The organism is Pseudonocardia sp. Ae331_Ps2, assembly GCF_001932405.1.
Classification (GTDB): Bacteria; Actinomycetota; Actinomycetes; order Mycobacteriales; family Pseudonocardiaceae; genus Pseudonocardia.
In genome coordinates this window covers 961,667-978,118 of the sequence record NZ_MCIM01000001.1, presented here as the reverse complement: position 1 = coordinate 978,118, position 16,452 = coordinate 961,667, and the positions used below count along the sequence as shown (strand labels likewise).

Below are 16,452 nucleotides of genomic sequence, written 5' to 3'. Positions count from 1 at the left end.
CTGCACCCGTCCGACCAGGAATGATCGGCGCGCGCCCGAGGGGTGCGTGCACGCGAGGAGGACACGTGGCGAGCGAGACCGGCGCCGTCCGGGTGGCACTGCTGGGCTGCGGCACCGTCGGCACCGAGGTGGTCCGGCTCATCACCGAGCAGGCCGACGAGCTGGCCGCGCGGGTGGGGGCCCGCATCGAGCTGGCGGGGGTCGCCGTGCGGCGACCGCACCGGCACCCCTGGCTGACCGAGAACTTCCCGGACCTGGTGACCACCGACGCCGGCGAGCTCGTGACGCGCGACGACGTCGACGTCGTCGTCGAGGTCATCGGCGGGATCGAGCCGGTCCGCGGCTGGCTGCTGGAGGCGCTCAAGTCCGGTCGCTCGGTCGTGACGGCGAACAAGGCGCTGCTCGCCGAGGACGGCCCGACGCTGGCCGAGGCCGCCGACGCCTCCGGTGCCGACCTCTACTACGAGGCCGCGGTCGCCGGGGCGATCCCGCTGCTCCGCCCGCTGCGCGAGTCCCTCGCCGGGGACCGCATCACCCGGGTCGCCGGCATCGTCAACGGCACCTCGAACTTCATCCTCTCGGCGATGTCCGCGGGCGGCACCTCCTACGTCGACGCGCTGGAGGAGGCGACCCGGCTGGGCTACGCCGAGGCCGACCCCAGCGCCGACGTCGACGGCTACGACGCCGCCTCGAAGGCCGCGATCCTGGCGTCGCTGGCGTTCCACACCCGCATCACCGCCTCCGACGTGCACCGCGAGGGCATGCGCGAGGTGAGCGCGTCCGACGTCGCGGCCGCCCGCAGGCTCGGCTGCACGATCAAGCTGCTCGCCATCTGCGAGCGCGTCGTCGCGGCCGACGGGGCCGAGTCGGTCTCCGCCAGGGTCTACCCGGCGATGGTCCCCGACTCGCACCCGCTGGCAGGCGTCGACGGCGCCTTCAACGCGGTGTTCGTCGAGGCCGAGGCCGCCGGCCAGCTGATGTTCTACGGCCAGGGCGCCGGCGGCGCGCCGACCGCCTCCGCGGTGCTCGGCGACCTCGTGGCGGTGGCCCGCAACCGGGTCGGCGGCGGCCGCGGGCCGCGCGAGTCGGCCTACGCCAGCCTCCCGGTGCGCCCGATCGGCGAGGTGCCGACGCGCTACCACGTCGACCTCGAGGTGGCCGACCGCGAGGGCGTGCTCGCCGCGATCGCCGGTGAGTTCGCGCAGCAGGGCGTGTCGATCGCCGCGGTGCGTCAGACCGGCGGCGTGAACGGCTCGGTGGACCGGGCCGACGGCTCGGACCGCAGCCAGGCCCGGCTGACGGTCGTCACGCACTCGGCGCCGGAGGCCGCGCTGTCGGCGACGGTGTCGGCGCTGCTGGACCTCGACCACGTCCTCGGCGTCGCCGGGGTGCTGCGGGTCGAGGGCCTGGGCCGCGCGGTGAGCGCACTGGGTATGGGCGAATGACCACCGACGAGGGATCGGGGAGTGGACCGGTCGTGACGGGCAGCGTGCGAGGAGTCCGAGGGCCCGCTTCCGGCCCCTTCGGTCCGGTGACCCAGGTGACCGGTGCGGTCGCGCCGCCACCGCCCGGCCAGTGGCCGGGTGTCATCGAGGCCTACCGCGACCGGATGCCGGTGCAGCCGGACTGGACCGTGGTGACCCTGGGGGAGGGCGGTACGCCGCTGCTCCCTGCCCCGCGGCTGTCCGAGCGGACCGGCTGTCAGGTCTACCTCAAGGTCGACGGCGCCAACCCGACCGGCTCGTTCAAGGACCGCGGCATGACGATGGCGGTCACCGCCGCGCTCGCCGACGGCAAGTCCAGCGTGCTGTGCGCCTCCACCGGCAACACCTCCGCGTCGGCGGCCGCCTACGCGACCCGTGCCGGGATGACCTGCGCGGTGCTCGTGCCGACCGGGAAGATCGCGCTGGGCAAGCTCGCCCAGGCCGTCGCACACGGCGCCCGGATCCTGCAGATCGACGGCAACTTCGACGACTGCCTGGAGCTGGCCCGCAAGACCACCGCCGACTACCCGGCGATCGCGCTGGTCAACTCGGTGAACCCGACCCGGATCGCCGGGCAGGCCTCGGCCGCCTACGAGATCTGCGACCAGCTGGGCCGCGCCCCGGACGTGCACTGCCTGCCGGTCGGCAACGCCGGCAACATCACCGCCTACTGGCACGGCTACCGCGGCTACCACGCCGACGGCATCGTCGACACGCTGCCGCGGATGTTCGGGTTCCAGGCCGCCGGTGCCGCCCCGCTGGTGCACGGCGCCCCGGTGAGCGAGCCCGAGACGATCGCGACCGCCATCCGGATCGGCGCCCCCGCCTCGTGGAAGGGCGCGACCACCGCCCGCGACGAGTCGAACGGGCGCTTCGCCGCCGTCACCGACGACGAGATCCTCGCCGCCTATCGGATGCTGTCCGCGCAGGAGGGCGTGTTCGTCGAGCCGGCGTCGGCCTCCAGCGTCGCCGGGCTTCTGCAGAGCCGGGAGAACGGCACCCTTCCCGCGGACTCGCTGGTGGTGTGCACGGTGACCGGGCACGGCCTCAAGGACCCCGACACCGCGCTGCTCACCGCGCCGGACCCGGAGATCGTGCCGATCGACCCCGGCGCGGTCGCGGCGGCGCTCGAGCTGGCCTGATGGGCCGCCCGACGCGGGTACTGGTGCGGGTGCCGGGGTCGACGGCCAACCTGGGCCCCGGCTTCGACTCCCTCGGCATGGCCCTGGCGCTGTACGACGAGATCGAGGTCGAGACCTTCGAGACGCCGGGACTGTTCGTCGACGTCGCGGGGCAGGGCTGCCGGCACGTCCCCCGTGACGAGCGTCACCTGGTCCTGCGGGCGATGCGCCTGGCCTTCGAGACGTTCGGCGGGGCGCCCGCGGGGCTGCGGCTGCGCTGTCTCAACGCGGTGCCGCACTCGCGCGGTCTCGGCAGCTCCGCGGCGGCCGCCGTCGCCGGGGTGACGGCCGCGGCCGTCCTGGCCGGGCGGGACCCGGAGCTGGAGCGCGACGCGTTGCTGCAGCTCTCGGCCGGGATGGAGGGCCACGCCGACAACGCCGCGGCCAGCCTGCTCGGCGGGTTCGTGGTGGCCTGGGAGGCCGCGGGGTCGGCTCGGCGCTTCCACGCCGAGAAGCTGGAGGTGCACCCCGACGTGCACCCGGTCGCCTGCGTGCCCGACGTCGAGTCCTCGACCAAGACCACCCGCGGGCTGCTGCCCGAGCAGGTCCCGCTGGCCGACGCCGCGTTCACCGGCAGCCGCTGCGCGCTGGCGGTGCTGGCGATGACCCGGCGGCCCGACCTGCTCATGGCGGCCACCGAGGACCGGCTGCACCAGCCCTACCGGCGCCCGGCGTACCCGTCGTCGCTGCGGCTGGTCGAGGCGCTGCGCGAGCACGGCGTGCCGGCCGCGATCTCCGGCGCCGGGCCGACGGTGCTGGCCCTGACCGGCGACGGCGCGCTGCCCGACGGCGTCGACACCGACGGTTTCGCGGTGCAGCGGCTGCCGGTCGACACCACCGGTGTGCAGGTCGAGGTCCGCTGATCCCGGTTCCGTGCCGGGAACGTGAGGTACGCGACCCCGTGGGTCGGCGCGTCGTCCGAGGGGGGTTGTTGCCGCCCCGGGGTGTACGGACTAGTCTCGACAGCGCATGGCGATCCACGCGACATCGGCGTAGTCTTGCGGCCGGGCCCGCTCGCCCGATCTCCTTTCTGAATTGGACTCGGAATCCCGAACGGGCGGCCTGACTCCCGCGACGTCGTCGTGGGACTCCATCTGTGAATGCTGCCGATACGGGGTCTCCGTATCGGCCGAGCGTGTGACATCCCCTGACCTGGACAGGTAACCGGGTCGGTCAGGAAGGAACTCTGTGAGCGAGACCGATCTCGCCGGTACCGGGACCGCGTCTGCCGAGGCGGCGCCCCGCCGACGCGGCGGCCTGTCCGGCATGGTGCTGGCCGAGCTGCGCCAGCTGGCCACCGAGCTGAACGTCCCCGACATCTCCGGCATGCGCAAGGGCGACCTGATCGCGGCCATCAAGGAGCGTCAGGGCGGAGCGGCGGCGGCCCCCGCGAAGAAGCCGAAGGCGAAGGTGGAGCCCGCTGCCGCCACCGGCTCCGACGGCGCGGACGCGTCGCAGCTCGCCCTCGGCGACACCGCCGCGGCCCCCGCCGGCAACGGCGCCGCTGCGCCGGCCGCCCCCTCGGCACCCGCCGAGCAGGCCGGTGACCAGGGCGGACAGTCTGCGGAGAAGGCCGAGGCCCCCGCGCCGCGCACCCGTCGTCGCCGTGCGGCGACACGGCCGGCCGGCGCCCCTGACGCCACCGCGACCGACGCCGCCTCCGGCACGTCGTCCGGCAACGGCGCGGCCCCGGCCGTCGCCGAGAGCGCCCCGGCCGCCGCGCCCGAGCAGGCCGCTCCGGCCGCGAGTGCGCCGGCGCAGGCCGAGAGCACCCCGGCCCCGGCCGAGGAGCGTCGCGAGGACGCCGACGGCGCCGGCCGTCGTGGCCGGACCCGCCGCCGCGGCCAGGGCGACGACAACGGTCAGAAGGACGCCGGTCCCAAGGACGCGCCGAAGGACACCCCGAAGGACACCGCGTCCGACGCGGGTCAGCGGGACGCCGGCCAGCGCGACGCCCGTCGCGACGCCGACGGCGACGACACCGGCTCCGACGGCGACCGCCGTCGCGGCCGCGGTGCCGACCGCAACACCGAGCGCAACACCGACCGCAACGCCGAGCGTGGCGGCGACCGCAACGGCGACGCCCGTGAGGACAACGGCCGCGGCAACGGCGCGAACGGCGACAACGGCCGTGGCGGACGCAACCGCGACGGCGCCGACTCCGGGCGCGGCAACCGCGGGAACCGCAACAACGACCGGACCGGCGACCGCGGCGACAACCGTGGCGACCGGAACGGCGACCGGAACAACGACCGCAACGGCGACCGCGTCAACGACCGGGGTGCCGACCGGAACGACTTCCGCGACGACGACGGCGACGACGGTGACGGCCGCGGCCGCCGCGGTCGCCGGTTCCGCGACCGCCGTCGCGGCCGGGACCGCGAGCGCACCGGTGGTGGCGCCGGCGGCGGCGTGGACACCGAGATCCGCGACGACGACGTCCTGCTGCCGGTCGCCGGCATCGTGGACATCCTCGACAACTACGCGTTCGTCCGGACCACCGGTTACCTCTCCGGCCCGACCGACGTCTACGTGTCGATGTCGATGGTCCGCAAGAACGGCCTGCGGCGTGGCGACGCCATCACCGGCGCCGTCCGCCAGCCCCGTGAGGGCGAGCAGCAGCGGCAGAAGTTCAACCCGCTGGTGCGCGTCGACTCGATCAACGGGCGGGACCCGGAGGCCGCGCGGAACCGGCCCGAGTTCACCAAGCTGACGCCGCTCTACCCCAACGAGCGGCTCCGCCTGGAGACCGACCCGTCGCAGCTGACCACCCGCGTGATCGACCTGATCATGCCGGTCGGCAAGGGGCAGCGTGCGCTGATCGTCTCTCCGCCCAAGGCGGGCAAGACGACGATCATGCAGAACATCGCGAACGCGATCACCACGAACAACCCCGAGTGCCACCTCATGGTCGTCCTCGTCGACGAGCGGCCCGAGGAGGTCACCGACATGCAGCGGTCGGTGAAGGGCGAGGTCATCGCCTCGACCTTCGACCGCCCGCCGGCAGACCACACCGCCGTCGCCGAGCTGTCCATCGAGCGGGCCAAGCGCCTGGTCGAGATGGGGCACGACGTCGTCGTCCTGCTGGACAACATCACCCGGCTCGGCCGCGCCTACAACCTGGCCGCGCCCGCCTCGGGCCGGATCCTGTCCGGCGGTGTCGACTCCACGGCGCTCTACCCGCCGAAGCGCTTCCTCGGCGCTGCGCGCAACATCGAGGACGGTGGCTCGCTCACCATCTTCGCGACCGCGCTGGTCGAGACCGGGTCCACGATGGACACGGTGATCTTCGAGGAGTTCAAGGGCACCGGCAACGCCGAGCTCAAGCTGGACCGGAAGATCGCCGACAAGCGGATCTTCCCGGCCATCGACGTCGGCGACTCGAGCACCCGCAAGGAGGAGCTCCTGATGTCGCCCGACGAGCACGCGGTGATGGTGAAGCTCCGCCGTGTCCTCGCCGCGCTCGACGACCAGCAGGCGCTCGACCTGGTGCTCAGCCGGCTCAAGAAGACCAAGACCAACATCGAGTTCCTGATGCAGGTCGCCAAGAACACCCCCGGCAAGGACGAGGACTAGTCCGAGCGGCGCCGTCCGGGCCCCGGTGGGAATTCCACCGGGGCCCGGATGGTTGAATGGACCGTCAGCTTCCCGGCACCGGTTCACCCTGGTCCTACCAGGGACCCGGCGGCCAACGATGAGGAGAGAGCCATGCGCGAGGGAATCCACCCTCAGTACGTCGACACCCAGGTCACCTGCGGTTGCGGCAACCAGTTCACCACCCGCAGCACCAAGAACAACGGCGCCATCAGCGTCGAGGTCTGCTCCGCCTGCCACCCGTTCTACACCGGCAAGCAGAAGATCCTGGACTCCGGTGGCCGCGTGGCCCGCTTCGAGGCCCGCTACGGGAAGCGCGAGCGCGCCGCCAAGTAGCTCCCGACACGGCGCCCGTCGCCTCGCCGCGTGCGAGGAGGCGGGCGCCGTTTCGCGTTCCCGTCCCAGCGCCTCGAAGGAGCCACCGATGAGCACGCAGTCGGTCGACGCCCTGCTCGACGAGCACGCCGAGCTGGAGCAGCGCCTCGCCGACGCGAGCGTCCTCTCCGACCAGGCGCAGGCCCGCAAGCTGGGCCGTCGCTACGCCGAGCTCGGGCCGGTCGTGCGCTGTGCCCGCGAGCTCGCCCAGGTCCGTGAGGACCGCGACGCCGCCCGCGAGCTGGCCGCCGAGGACCGCACCTTCGCCGCCGAGGCCGACGCCCTGGACACCCGTATCGTCGAGCTCGAGACCGAGCTGACCGAGCTGCTGCGCCCGCGCGACCCGCACGACGGCGACGACGTCGTGATGGAGGTCAAGTCCGGCGAGGGCGGCGAGGAGTCCGCGTTGTTCGCCGGTGACCTCGTGCGGATGTACACCCGCTACGCCGAGAGCCGTGGCTGGAAGGTCGAGGTGCTCGGTGCCACCCCGTCCGACCTGGGTGGGTACAAGGACATCACGCTGTCGCTGCGCAGCAAGGACCCGGTCGACGGGGTGTGGGCCGCGCTGAAGTTCGAGGGCGGCGTGCACCGCGTGCAGCGTGTCCCGGTGACCGAGTCGCAGGGCCGCATCCACACCTCGGCGGCGGGCGTCCTGGTCTTCCCCGACGCCGACGACACTCCCGACGTCGAGATCAACGACGCGGACATCCGGGTCGACGTCTACCGGGCGTCGGGCCACGGCGGGCAGAGCGTCAACACCACCGACTCCGCGGTGCGGATCACGCACCTGCCGACAGGCATCGTCGTGACCTGCCAGAACGAGCGCTCCCAGCTGCAGAACAAGGCCCGTGCGATGGACGTGCTGCGGGTCCGGCTGCAGGCGAAGGCCGAGGCCGAGGCGGCCGAGGCGGCCTCGGAGCAGCGCCGTTCGCAGGTCCGCACGGTGGACCGCTCCGAGCGGATCCGCACCTACAACTACCCGGAGAACCGGATCTCCGACCACCGGGTCGGGTTCAAGGCCTACAACCTGTCCGCGGTCCTCGACGGCCACCTGGCCGACGTCCTCGCCGCGCTGACCGCGGCCGAGCGTGCCGAGGCCATGGCGGGGGAGCAGGAGCAGGAGTGATGATCCCCCGCTCAGGTGATGCACCGGTCACCTGCGGTGTCCCCGCGCCCCGCAGCCGCGACACTGGACGCGTGACCGAGACGACGAGCCCGGCGGCCGGCAGCCGGCTGCCGCTCCGGGTGGCGATCGCGGAGGCCGAGCGCACCCTGGCGGCCGCCGGAGTCGCGTCCCCGCGCGTCGACGCGGAGCTGCTCGCCGCGCACGTGCTCGGCTCGTCACGGTCCACGCTGCTGATGACCCCGCTGGTGGACCCGCCGGTCGTCGAACGGCTGCAGGCCCTCGTCGCCCGCCGCGCCACCCGCGAACCGTTGCAGCACATCCTCGGCACCGCGGTGCTCGGCCCGGTCGAGGTCGCCGTCGGACCGGGGGTGTTCACCCCGCGCCCGGAGACCGAGCTGCTGCTGGAGTGGGGCCTCGCCGCGATCCGCGACGTGCACCGCCCCCGGGTGCTCGACCTGTGCACCGGGTCCGGCGCGCTCGCGCTGGCCTTCGCGGTGTCGCGGCCCGACGCCGAGGTGCACGCCCTCGAGGCCGACCCGTCGGCGCTGTCGTGGACCCGGCGCAACCTCGACGCGCACGTCGCCGCGGGCGGGCGCCCGGTGACCCTGCACGTCGCCGACGTCCGGTGGACCGACCTGCTCATCGAGCTGGAGGGTGCGGTCGACCTGGTCGTCTGCAACCCGCCCTACGTCCCGGACGGGACGCCGGTGCCGCCCGAGGTGGAGCGCTGGGACCCGCCCGGCGCGGTGTTCGGCGGTCCCGACGGCACCGAGATCATCCAGGCCGTCGTCCGCGGCGCCAGCGGATGGCTGCGGCACGGCGGACACCTCGCGATCGAGCACGACGACACCCACGGCGAGACGGTCCCGGCGTTGCTGCGCCGCCGTCGCACGCTGGGGGAGGTCACCGAGCACGACGACCTCACCGGTCGCCCGCGCTTCGTCACCGCCCGCCGCGTCCCCTGTCCCTGACCCGCGCGGACGTGAGCCGCCCCGCGGCTGCCCGCGGCGCGGTCGTATCCTCGCGAACCGTGAGTGCACCGCAGACCCAGCCGCTGTTCGACTGCAGCGTCCCCGCCGAGCGCACGCGTGGTCTGACCGCCGCCGCGCGCGCCGTCCGGGCGGGTGAGCTGGTCGTCCTGCCCACCGACACCGTCTACGGCATCGGCTGTGACGCGTTCAACGGCACCGCCGTGCGCGCGCTGCTCGCCGCCAAGCGTCGCGGCCCGGACATGCCGGTCGGCGTGCTGGTCGGCTCCTGGACCACCATCGACGGTCTCGTGTCGACGGTCCCGCAGTCCGCGCGGGCCCTGATCGAGGCGTTCTGGCCGGGCGAGGTGTCGCTCGTCCTGGAACACGCGCCGTCGCTGGCCTGGGACCTGGGCAGCACCCGCGGCACGGTGATGCTGCGCATGCCGCTGCACCCGGTCGCGCTGGAGCTGCTGCGCGAGGTCGGGCCGATGGCGGTGTCGAGCGCGAACACCTCGGGCAACCCGCCGGCGTCCAACGTGACCGAGGCGATCACCCAGCTGGCCTCGACCGTGCAGGTCTACCTCGACGGCGGCCCGTCCGGCGACCCGGTCGCCTCGACGATCGTCGACCTCACCGGCGCCCGTCCGCGCCTGCTGCGGGAGGGCGGGGTGACCGCCGAGCAGGTCGAGGAGGTCGTCGGCCAGGAGATCGACCGGGTCTGATCCGGGTCGCACGCGGGTGTGATCACGCCTGCACGGCCGCAGCCTGCGGGGATGGCAGCGGGTAGCGTGTCCCGGCGTGAGCGAGCAGACCTTCTGGGGACCGGACTTCCACGCACTGCAGCAGCAGGACCCCGAGATCGCCGGCGTCGTGCTGGACGAGCTCGAGCGCCTGCGCGGCGGACTGCAGCTCATCGCGAGCGAGAACCTGACCAGCCCGGCGGTGCTGGCCGCGCTCGGGTCGACGCTGTCGAACAAGTACGCCGAGGGCTACCCCGGCCGCCGCTACTACGGCGGCTGCGGCGTCGTCGACGTCGCCGAGAACATCGGCAACGCCCGGACCAAGGAGCTCTTCGGCGCCGAGCACGCCAACCTCCAGCCGCACTCCGGCGCGAGCGCGAACCTCGCCGCCTACGCCGCGTTCGCCAAGCCCGGCGACACCGTGCTGGCCATGGACCTCAAGCAGGGCGGCCACCTCACGCACGGCAGCAAGGTCAACTTCTCCGGCCTGTGGTTCAACGCGGTGTCCTACACCGTCCGGGAGGACACCGAGGTCATCGACTACGACCAGGTCCGTGACCTGGCCAAGCAGCACCAGCCGAAGATCATCATCGCCGGGGCGACCGCGTACCCGCGCCTGATCGACTTCGCGGTGTTCCGCGAGATCGCCGACGAGGTCGGCGCCAAGCTCATGGTCGACGCCGCGCACTTCATCGGCCTGGTCGCAGGCAAGGCCATCCCGTCGCCGGTGCCCTACGCCGACGTCGTCACCGCCACCACGCACAAGGTCCTGCGCGGCCCGCGCGGCGGCATGGTGCTGTGCCGTGCGGAGCACGCGAAGGCCATCGACAAGGCCGTCTTCCCGTTCTCCCAGGGCGGCCCGCTGATGCACGCGGTCGCGGCGAAGGCCGTCGCGATGAAGGAGGCGGCGCAGCCGGAGTACCAGGCCTACACCCGCCAGGTCATCGCGAACGCCCGGGCCCTGACGAAGAGCCTGGAGTCCGAGGGGATGCGCGCCGTCTCCGGCGGCACCGACAACCATCTCGCCCTGCTGGACCTGCGGCCCATCGGCGTCACCGGCTCCGAGGCGGAGACCCGCTGCGACCGCGCCGGCATCACGCTGAACAAGAACGCGATCCCCTACGACCCGGCGCCGCCGATGAAGCCGTCCGGCATCCGGGTCGGCTCGCCGAGCGTCACCACGCAGGGGATGAACGAGGCCGACATGGCCGAGGTCGGCGCCCTGCTGGCCCGCGCGGTCAAGGCCGAGCACGACACCGCGGCCGGCGACGCCGAGCTCGCCGACGTCGCGAAGGCGGTCACCGCACTCGTCGCGAAGGCACCGGCCTACCCTCGGGGGTGACCTGAGACCCACGGCGGAGGCGGAGAGGCGCTCGCGACGTGCCGACTGACCAGTTCACGTACGGACTCCCCGTCCGGGAGCTCCTGCTCGTCGGGCTGGTCGCCGCCGGCGCCACGCTGCTGCTGACCGGGCCGGTCCGGATGCTGGCGCTGAAGGTCGGCGCGGTCGCCTGGCCGCGGGGACGGGACGTGCACGTCACCCCGACCCCGCGGTGGGGCGGCCTCGCGATGTTCGGCGGGGTGCTGGCCGGGCTGCTGCTGTCGTTGCAGCTCCCGGCCCTGCGGCTGGCCTACTTCGAGCAGAGCACCGAGGTGGTCGGGGTCGTCGTCGCGACCGCGCTGCTGGTCGGCGTCGGGATGCTCGACGACCGCTACGACCTCGACGCCCTCACCAAGTTCGCCGCCCAGGTCACCGCGGCCGGGCTGCTGGTGCTCTACGGCGTGCAGTGGGTGACCGTGTGGATCCCCATCGGCGGCGAGTCCTTCCTCAGTGGCTCGCTGTTGCTGCTGGGGCAGGGGCAGTCGGTGCTCATGACGGTGCTGGTCACCGTGGTGCTGGTCAACGCGATGAACTTCGTCGACGGACTCGACGGGCTCGCCGCCGGCATCGGGCTGATCACCACGCTGGCGACCGCGGTCTTCTGCGTCGGCCTCATCAGCAAGAACGGCAACGACCCGGCCGCGTTCGTGCCCTCGCTGATCGCGGTGGTTCTCGCCGGGTCCTGCCTGGGGTTCCTGCCGCACAACTTCCACCCGGCCCGGATCTTCATGGGCGACACCGGGTCGATGATGGTCGGGGTCATGCTCTCCGCGGCGATCACGACCGCCTCGGGCCGGATCCCGCCCGACGACACGGCGGCCGGGAACATCCTGGCCCTGGTCTCCCCGGTCATCGTGCTGGTCGGGATCGTCTTCATCCCGTCGCTAGACCTGCTCATGGCGGTCGTACGCCGCACCCGGGCCGGGACCAGCCCGTTCAGCCCGGACAAGATGCACCTGCACCACCGGCTGCTGCAGGTCGGGCACAGCCACCGGCGCGCGGTGCTGCTGGTCTACCTGTGGGTCGCGGTGATCGCCTTCGGTGCGGTCGCGCTCGCCCTGGTCCCGCGCACCGGGCTGGTGCTCGCCGCGACCGGGATCGCGCTGGCGGTGGCGTTCGTGGCCTCGGCCGTGCCGCACCGGTCGCGGATGCGCAGCGCCTCCGCGGCGGCGTCCCCCGCCGGGGAGACGGCGATCGCCTCGACCGACGACCTGCCCACCCCGGACGTCGACGACCACCGGTCCAGCGGGAGCCCGACCACGGACGGTCCCCGCTCCGGCGGGAGCCCGGCCGCGACGGGCGCCACCGGCCATCGGACCGGCGCGAACGCAACCACGGACGGGCCCGCCGACCGTCGTTCGGCCGGGAGTCCGGCGGCGAACGGGGCCGGCGATCGTCGTTCCGCCGGGAACCCTGCCACGAACGGAGCCGCCGACCGTCGCCCGGGCGCGACCACGGCGGCGGACGCTGCCGACCGCACCGGGTCGCGGGGGCGTACCGCGCGGCCCGCGCCCGGACGGGTCGTGCCGGGTGGGAACCCCGCCGCCGGGCCCGAGCCGTGGCCCCGTGGCGTGCACCGTCCCGCGGGCGCCCGTGGTGCGGCCCGGGTCGGACCCGGCACACGGGCCCCCGCGACGCCCGTCGCGCCGGCGCCGCACGCCGCCGGCCCGCCCACCCCACCGCCCCCGTCGCGGCCGGTCCCGGTCCGTCCGACGATGCCGCGCACACCCGGCGGCCCGCCCGCACCGGACCCCGGGGCCCCCGGAGCTGCGGGCCCGCGGCCTGACGGCGCCCGCGGTCCGCAGCGCCCTCCGGGCGACGGGAACTCCGACGGCCATCGCGCCCGCCCCGTCGCGGCACCGGGGGAGCAGCCGACCGTCCCCACCCCGGCGCACCATCCCGGTCACGACGGCGACTCCTGACCGCCCGTCCCCGTCCGCCCTGGCCAGGGGCTCAGGTGTCCTCGGTCACGAACGCTGTCCGTCCCGCGGCGGTCCGGCCGCCGGACGGACGGCCGCGACCGCAACGGTGTCGGCTGCGACCGGTGCCGGTGGGGACCGCGACGGTGCCGACCGCGACGGCGCCGGTCGAGGTGTCGGACCCGCCGGTTACCGTGTGCGCGGAGCCGTACCCGCTGGTGGGGCGGCCGGTGAGCCGGGAGGCGGACGCACCGTGTGGCGATGGGACCGCTGGGGAACCGTGGAGTACGACGGTCCCGCGCTCGGCCAGGCGCAGGTCGTACGGCGGCTGTCGGGGTCGATGGCCCGCGGTGCCGCCCTGGTCGGCGTGGCCACCACGGTGCTCTGCGCCGTCGGCGGGGCCATCGCGGCCGGGGTCCCCGGCCTGTCCGCGGCGGCGCTCGGCGGCCTGCTGGCCACCGGCTCGGCCCTGCTGACGCCGATGCTGATGCTGCGGACGACCCATCTCGAGCCCGGCGCTGTGATGCTGGCCGCATTCGGCGGCCTCGCGTTGAAGGCCATCATCCTCCTGCTCGCCCTGTTCACCCTCGGGGGTGGGCCAGGACTGCACCGCATGTCACTGGCCGTCACGATGCTCGTCGTCTTCATCACGACCACGGCGGCGGAGGCCTGGGCGGGGCAGAAGCTCCAGATCCTGATCGGCACCGATCCGGGGTCCACAGATGCCTGACCTGGGGTTCGACGACCGATTCGTCCGTTCCTGCGGTGCCAACGGAGGCGTCCACGGGGTCGGGCGGGAGCGTCCGGCGGATGACCGGGCGGCGACCCGCGGGCGTGTTAACGGTGAATCACCGGAGGCGGCCCGCCGGGCCCGATCAAGATCGTTTCGTCGGGCGAACGCGCTGGTGAGGTGGGTACGAGCCCCCGACGTCGTGTAGAAGTACGGCTGATAGCATCCGCCACGTAGGCGATGTGGGTGACTTCCGGTGTTTCGACCCGGTCGCCCGGAAACACATCGCATCACGAGGCACCTTGCAGGCGATCCCCCGTTCCGCGTGGATGCGGAGCGGGAGCACCGGAAGGACCCCCATTGGGCACGTTGGTACTGGCGGCCGAGGAGTTCACTCCGCCCGGCGCAGGTCTGTTCGAGTACCCGCCGATCTTCGGCGCCGTCACCAAGCCGATGGTGCTGGCGGTCCTGTCGCTGATCATCGTCGCGGCCGTCTTCACGCTGGGCACGCGCAAGCTGTCCATCGTGCCGAGCCGATTCCAGTTCGGGCTGGAGTCCTTCTACAACATCCCGCGCAACACCATGGCGCGTGACCAGATCGGCTCCGAGGAGTTCAAGCGGTACATCCCGCTGATCCTCGGCCTGTTCAGCTTCATCCTGGTCAACAACATCTTCGCGATCGTCCCGTTCATCCAGTTCCCGACGCTGTCGCGGATCGGGTTCCCCATCGCGCTGGCGTTGTTCGTCTACGTCTTCTACCACTACGCCGGGTTCAAGAAGCACGGGTTCTTCGGCTACATCAAGCACGCCGCGCTCCCGCCGGGCGTCCCGGTCTTCATCGCGCCGCTGATCATCGTGATCGAGCTGCTGCAGAAGTTCCTGGTGCAGCCGCTCTCGCTGGCACTGCGTGTGTTCGCCGCGATGTTCGCCGGCCACCTCATCCTCGCCCTGACCGCCGTGGGTGCGGCGTTCCTGTTGTCGGCGGGCTCCGCGCTCGTCATCGCGTCGCCGGTGGTGTTCGCCGCCGGGATCGCGTTCACGTTCCTGGAGGCGCTGGTCCAGGTCATCCAGGCCTACGTCTTCGCCCTGCTCGCCGCCGTCTTCATCGGCGCGGCGATCTCCGAGGACCACTGACTGCACCACCGAGACCCCGGTGCCGCCGGCACCGCGCTCGCACCACCTGCTTCATCCGCCGGCCCGCCCGGGCCGATACACCGAACGACCCGCATTCCGCGGACCCGACGGAAGGAAACCCGAAGTGAACGTCACCCAGGTTCTGGCCCAGGAAGCCGCCAACATCAACCCGGGCCTCGCGGCCATCGGGTTCGGCGCCTCGGCCATCGGCGCCGGTATCGGCGTCGGCCTGATCTGGTCGGCCGTCATCAGCGGCACCGCCCGCCAGCCGGAGGCCCGCGGCCAGCTGATGGGCATCGGCTGGACCACCTTCGTTCTCGCCGAGCTGGTCATGCTGATCGGCCTGGTGCTCTTCTTCATCGCGCAGTAAGAGCCGGCAGATCACTCTCATGCCGGTCCCGGTACCGGCGGCCATGTCAGGGAAGGACACACGGTGGAACTGATTCTCGCCGCCGAACAGCCGCTTCCGATTCTCCCGCACCTCGATGAGCTCGTGCTCGGCCTGGTCGCGTTCGCGATCCTGCTGTTCCTGCTCTGGAAGTTCGCGGTCCCGCGCTTCGAGGCGCTCTACGAAGAGCGGACCGACGCGATCGAGGGCGGCCTCAAGCGTGCTCAGGAGACCCAGGAGCAGGCGGACCGGCTGAAGAGGGAGTACGAGGAGCAGCTCGCCGGCCTCCGGGCCGAGGCGGCGCGCATCCGCGACGACGCCCGGGCCGAGGGCCAGCAGATCAAGGCCGAGCTCCGCGAGGAGGCCGAGGCCGAGGCCGCACGCATCAAGGCCCGTGGCGAGGAGCAGGTGGCCGCGGCGCGCGACGCCGCCCAGCGTGCTCTGCGCAACGAGGTCGGGGGCCTGTCGGTCCAGCTGGCCGAGCGCCTGCTGCGCGAGCAGCTGGCCGACGACTCGCGTCGCTCCGCGACGATCGACTCGTTCCTCGGTGAGCTCGACCAGCAGGGCGTGGCCCAGCGGAGCGGGGCGAACTGATGGCGGCTGTCCTGCAGCCCGCCAGCCGTGAGTCCCTCGCGGCGCTGACCGAGCGGCTGGACTCCTGGACCGACTCCGCGTCGGCCCGGGACCTGACCACGACCGCGGACGAGCTGTTCGCGGTGGCCCGGTTCCTGGACTCCGAGCGGTCCGTCCGGCGCCTGTTGGCCGACGCGTCGTCTCCCGAGGACGCCCGTGTGGACCTGGTCCGCCGGCTGTTCGGGTCCCAGCTCTCGCAGCCGACCGTGGACCTGGTCTCCGAGCTGGTGCGCAAGCGCTGGTCGACCGCCCGCGACATCGTCACCGGTGCGGAGGGCCTCGCCCGCCGCGCGGCCATCGCGATCGCGGACCGCAACGGCTCCCTCGACGAGGTCGAGGACCAGCTGTTCCGGTTCGGCCGCATCGTGGCCCGCGAGCCGCAGCTGGCGAGCCTGCTCGGCGACACCGCCCGGCCCGTCGAGGGTCGTGTCCAGCTCCTGGACTCGGTGCTCGGCGACAAGGTCTACCCGGTGACGGCGACGCTGCTCCGTGAAGCGGTCCGGCTGCCCCGCAGCCGGCACCTCGACGTCGTCGCCGAGGAGCTCGCCGAGCTCGCGGCGGCCCGCCGGGACCGCTCGGTGGCCAAGGTGCGCACACCCGTCGAGCTCTCCTCCGAGCAGGAGACGAAGCTCGCCGAGACCCTGGGTCGTATGTACGGCCGCACGATCTCCCTGCAGGTCGAGCTCGACCGGAGCCTCCTCGGAGGCCTGGTCGTGCAGGTCGGCGGCGAGGTCATCGACGGCAGTGTGGCGGGTCGACTCGCCGCAGCTCGCCGATCCCTGCCCAGCTGACCTGC

At 73.2% G+C, this 16,452-nt stretch carries 15 protein-coding genes; all 15 read left to right on the top strand.

The features are described 5' to 3' along the window. The first annotated feature begins 65 nt into the window (after positions 1–65). The 15 genes from Ae331Ps2_RS04525 (at position 66) to Ae331Ps2_RS04455 (ending at position 16,447) form a co-directional block, all read left to right on the top strand. The gene (locus tag Ae331Ps2_RS04525; RefSeq protein ID WP_020626020.1) at positions 66–1,445 is read left to right on the top strand and encodes a homoserine dehydrogenase; all 1,380 of its coding nucleotides are present in this window, start codon (positions 66–68) and stop codon (positions 1,443–1,445) included. A gap of 164 nt (positions 1,446–1,609) precedes the next feature. Next, a complete protein-coding gene (gene thrC, locus Ae331Ps2_RS04520; protein ID WP_233147795.1) occupies positions 1,610–2,626 on the top strand; it encodes a threonine synthase in 1,017 nt (338 codons plus the stop codon). After that, positions 2,626–3,528 carry a homoserine kinase gene (gene thrB / locus Ae331Ps2_RS04515; RefSeq protein ID WP_020626022.1) on the top strand — a complete coding sequence of 301 codons (903 nt, stop codon included), beginning with the start codon at positions 2,626–2,628 and terminating at the stop codon, positions 3,526–3,528. Before thrC ends, thrB begins: the two co-directional genes overlap by 1 nt. Before the next feature lie 325 nt (positions 3,529–3,853). Then, on the top strand, positions 3,854–6,241 hold the full coding sequence (gene rho, locus Ae331Ps2_RS04510) for a transcription termination factor Rho (RefSeq protein ID WP_075310497.1): 2,388 nt from the start codon (positions 3,854–3,856) through the stop codon (positions 6,239–6,241). Between the two features lie 132 nt (positions 6,242–6,373). Continuing rightward, positions 6,374–6,595, top strand: coding sequence for a 50S ribosomal protein L31 (gene rpmE / locus Ae331Ps2_RS04505; RefSeq protein ID WP_020623493.1), 222 nt, complete (start codon positions 6,374–6,376; stop codon positions 6,593–6,595). 88 nt (positions 6,596–6,683) lie between these two features. Beyond that, positions 6,684–7,760, top strand: coding sequence for a peptide chain release factor 1 (gene prfA / locus Ae331Ps2_RS04500; protein ID WP_075310499.1), 1,077 nt, complete (start codon positions 6,684–6,686; stop codon positions 7,758–7,760). A 71-nt stretch (positions 7,761–7,831) separates the two neighbouring features. Further along, on the top strand, positions 7,832–8,731 hold the full coding sequence (gene prmC, locus Ae331Ps2_RS04495) for a peptide chain release factor N(5)-glutamine methyltransferase (RefSeq protein WP_060713082.1): 900 nt from the start codon (positions 7,832–7,834) through the stop codon (positions 8,729–8,731). A gap of 59 nt (positions 8,732–8,790) precedes the next feature. Further along, complete coding sequence (locus Ae331Ps2_RS04490) at positions 8,791–9,453, top strand: L-threonylcarbamoyladenylate synthase (RefSeq protein WP_020622279.1); 663 nt, start codon at positions 8,791–8,793, stop codon at positions 9,451–9,453. 76 nt (positions 9,454–9,529) lie between these two features. Then, positions 9,530–10,813 carry a serine hydroxymethyltransferase gene (gene glyA, locus Ae331Ps2_RS04485; RefSeq protein WP_020622278.1) on the top strand — a complete coding sequence of 428 codons (1,284 nt, stop codon included), beginning with the start codon at positions 9,530–9,532 and terminating at the stop codon, positions 10,811–10,813. A gap of 38 nt (positions 10,814–10,851) precedes the next feature. Further along, entirely contained in the window at positions 10,852–12,774 is a 1,923-nt protein-coding gene (locus Ae331Ps2_RS34130; RefSeq protein ID WP_075310501.1) for a hypothetical protein, read from the top strand. A gap of 250 nt (positions 12,775–13,024) precedes the next feature. After that, positions 13,025–13,501, top strand: coding sequence for a hypothetical protein (locus Ae331Ps2_RS04475; RefSeq protein WP_139318942.1), 477 nt, complete (start codon positions 13,025–13,027; stop codon positions 13,499–13,501). A 360-nt stretch (positions 13,502–13,861) separates the two neighbouring features. After that, a complete protein-coding gene (atpB, locus tag Ae331Ps2_RS04470) occupies positions 13,862–14,635 on the top strand; it encodes a F0F1 ATP synthase subunit A (RefSeq protein ID WP_020621510.1) in 774 nt (257 codons plus the stop codon). Positions 14,636–14,759: 124 nt separating this feature from the next. Next, a complete protein-coding gene (locus tag Ae331Ps2_RS04465; protein WP_020621511.1) occupies positions 14,760–15,005 on the top strand; it encodes a F0F1 ATP synthase subunit C in 246 nt (81 codons plus the stop codon). A 63-nt stretch (positions 15,006–15,068) separates the two neighbouring features. Continuing rightward, positions 15,069–15,617 (top strand): F0F1 ATP synthase subunit B, encoded by a 549-nt coding sequence (locus tag Ae331Ps2_RS04460; protein ID WP_083695233.1) that lies wholly within the window; start codon positions 15,069–15,071, stop codon positions 15,615–15,617. Further along, on the top strand, positions 15,617–16,447 hold the full coding sequence (locus Ae331Ps2_RS04455) for a F0F1 ATP synthase subunit delta (protein ID WP_075310505.1): 831 nt from the start codon (positions 15,617–15,619) through the stop codon (positions 16,445–16,447). Before Ae331Ps2_RS04460 ends, Ae331Ps2_RS04455 begins: the two co-directional genes overlap by 1 nt. The last annotated feature ends 5 nt before the right edge of the window (positions 16,448–16,452 follow it).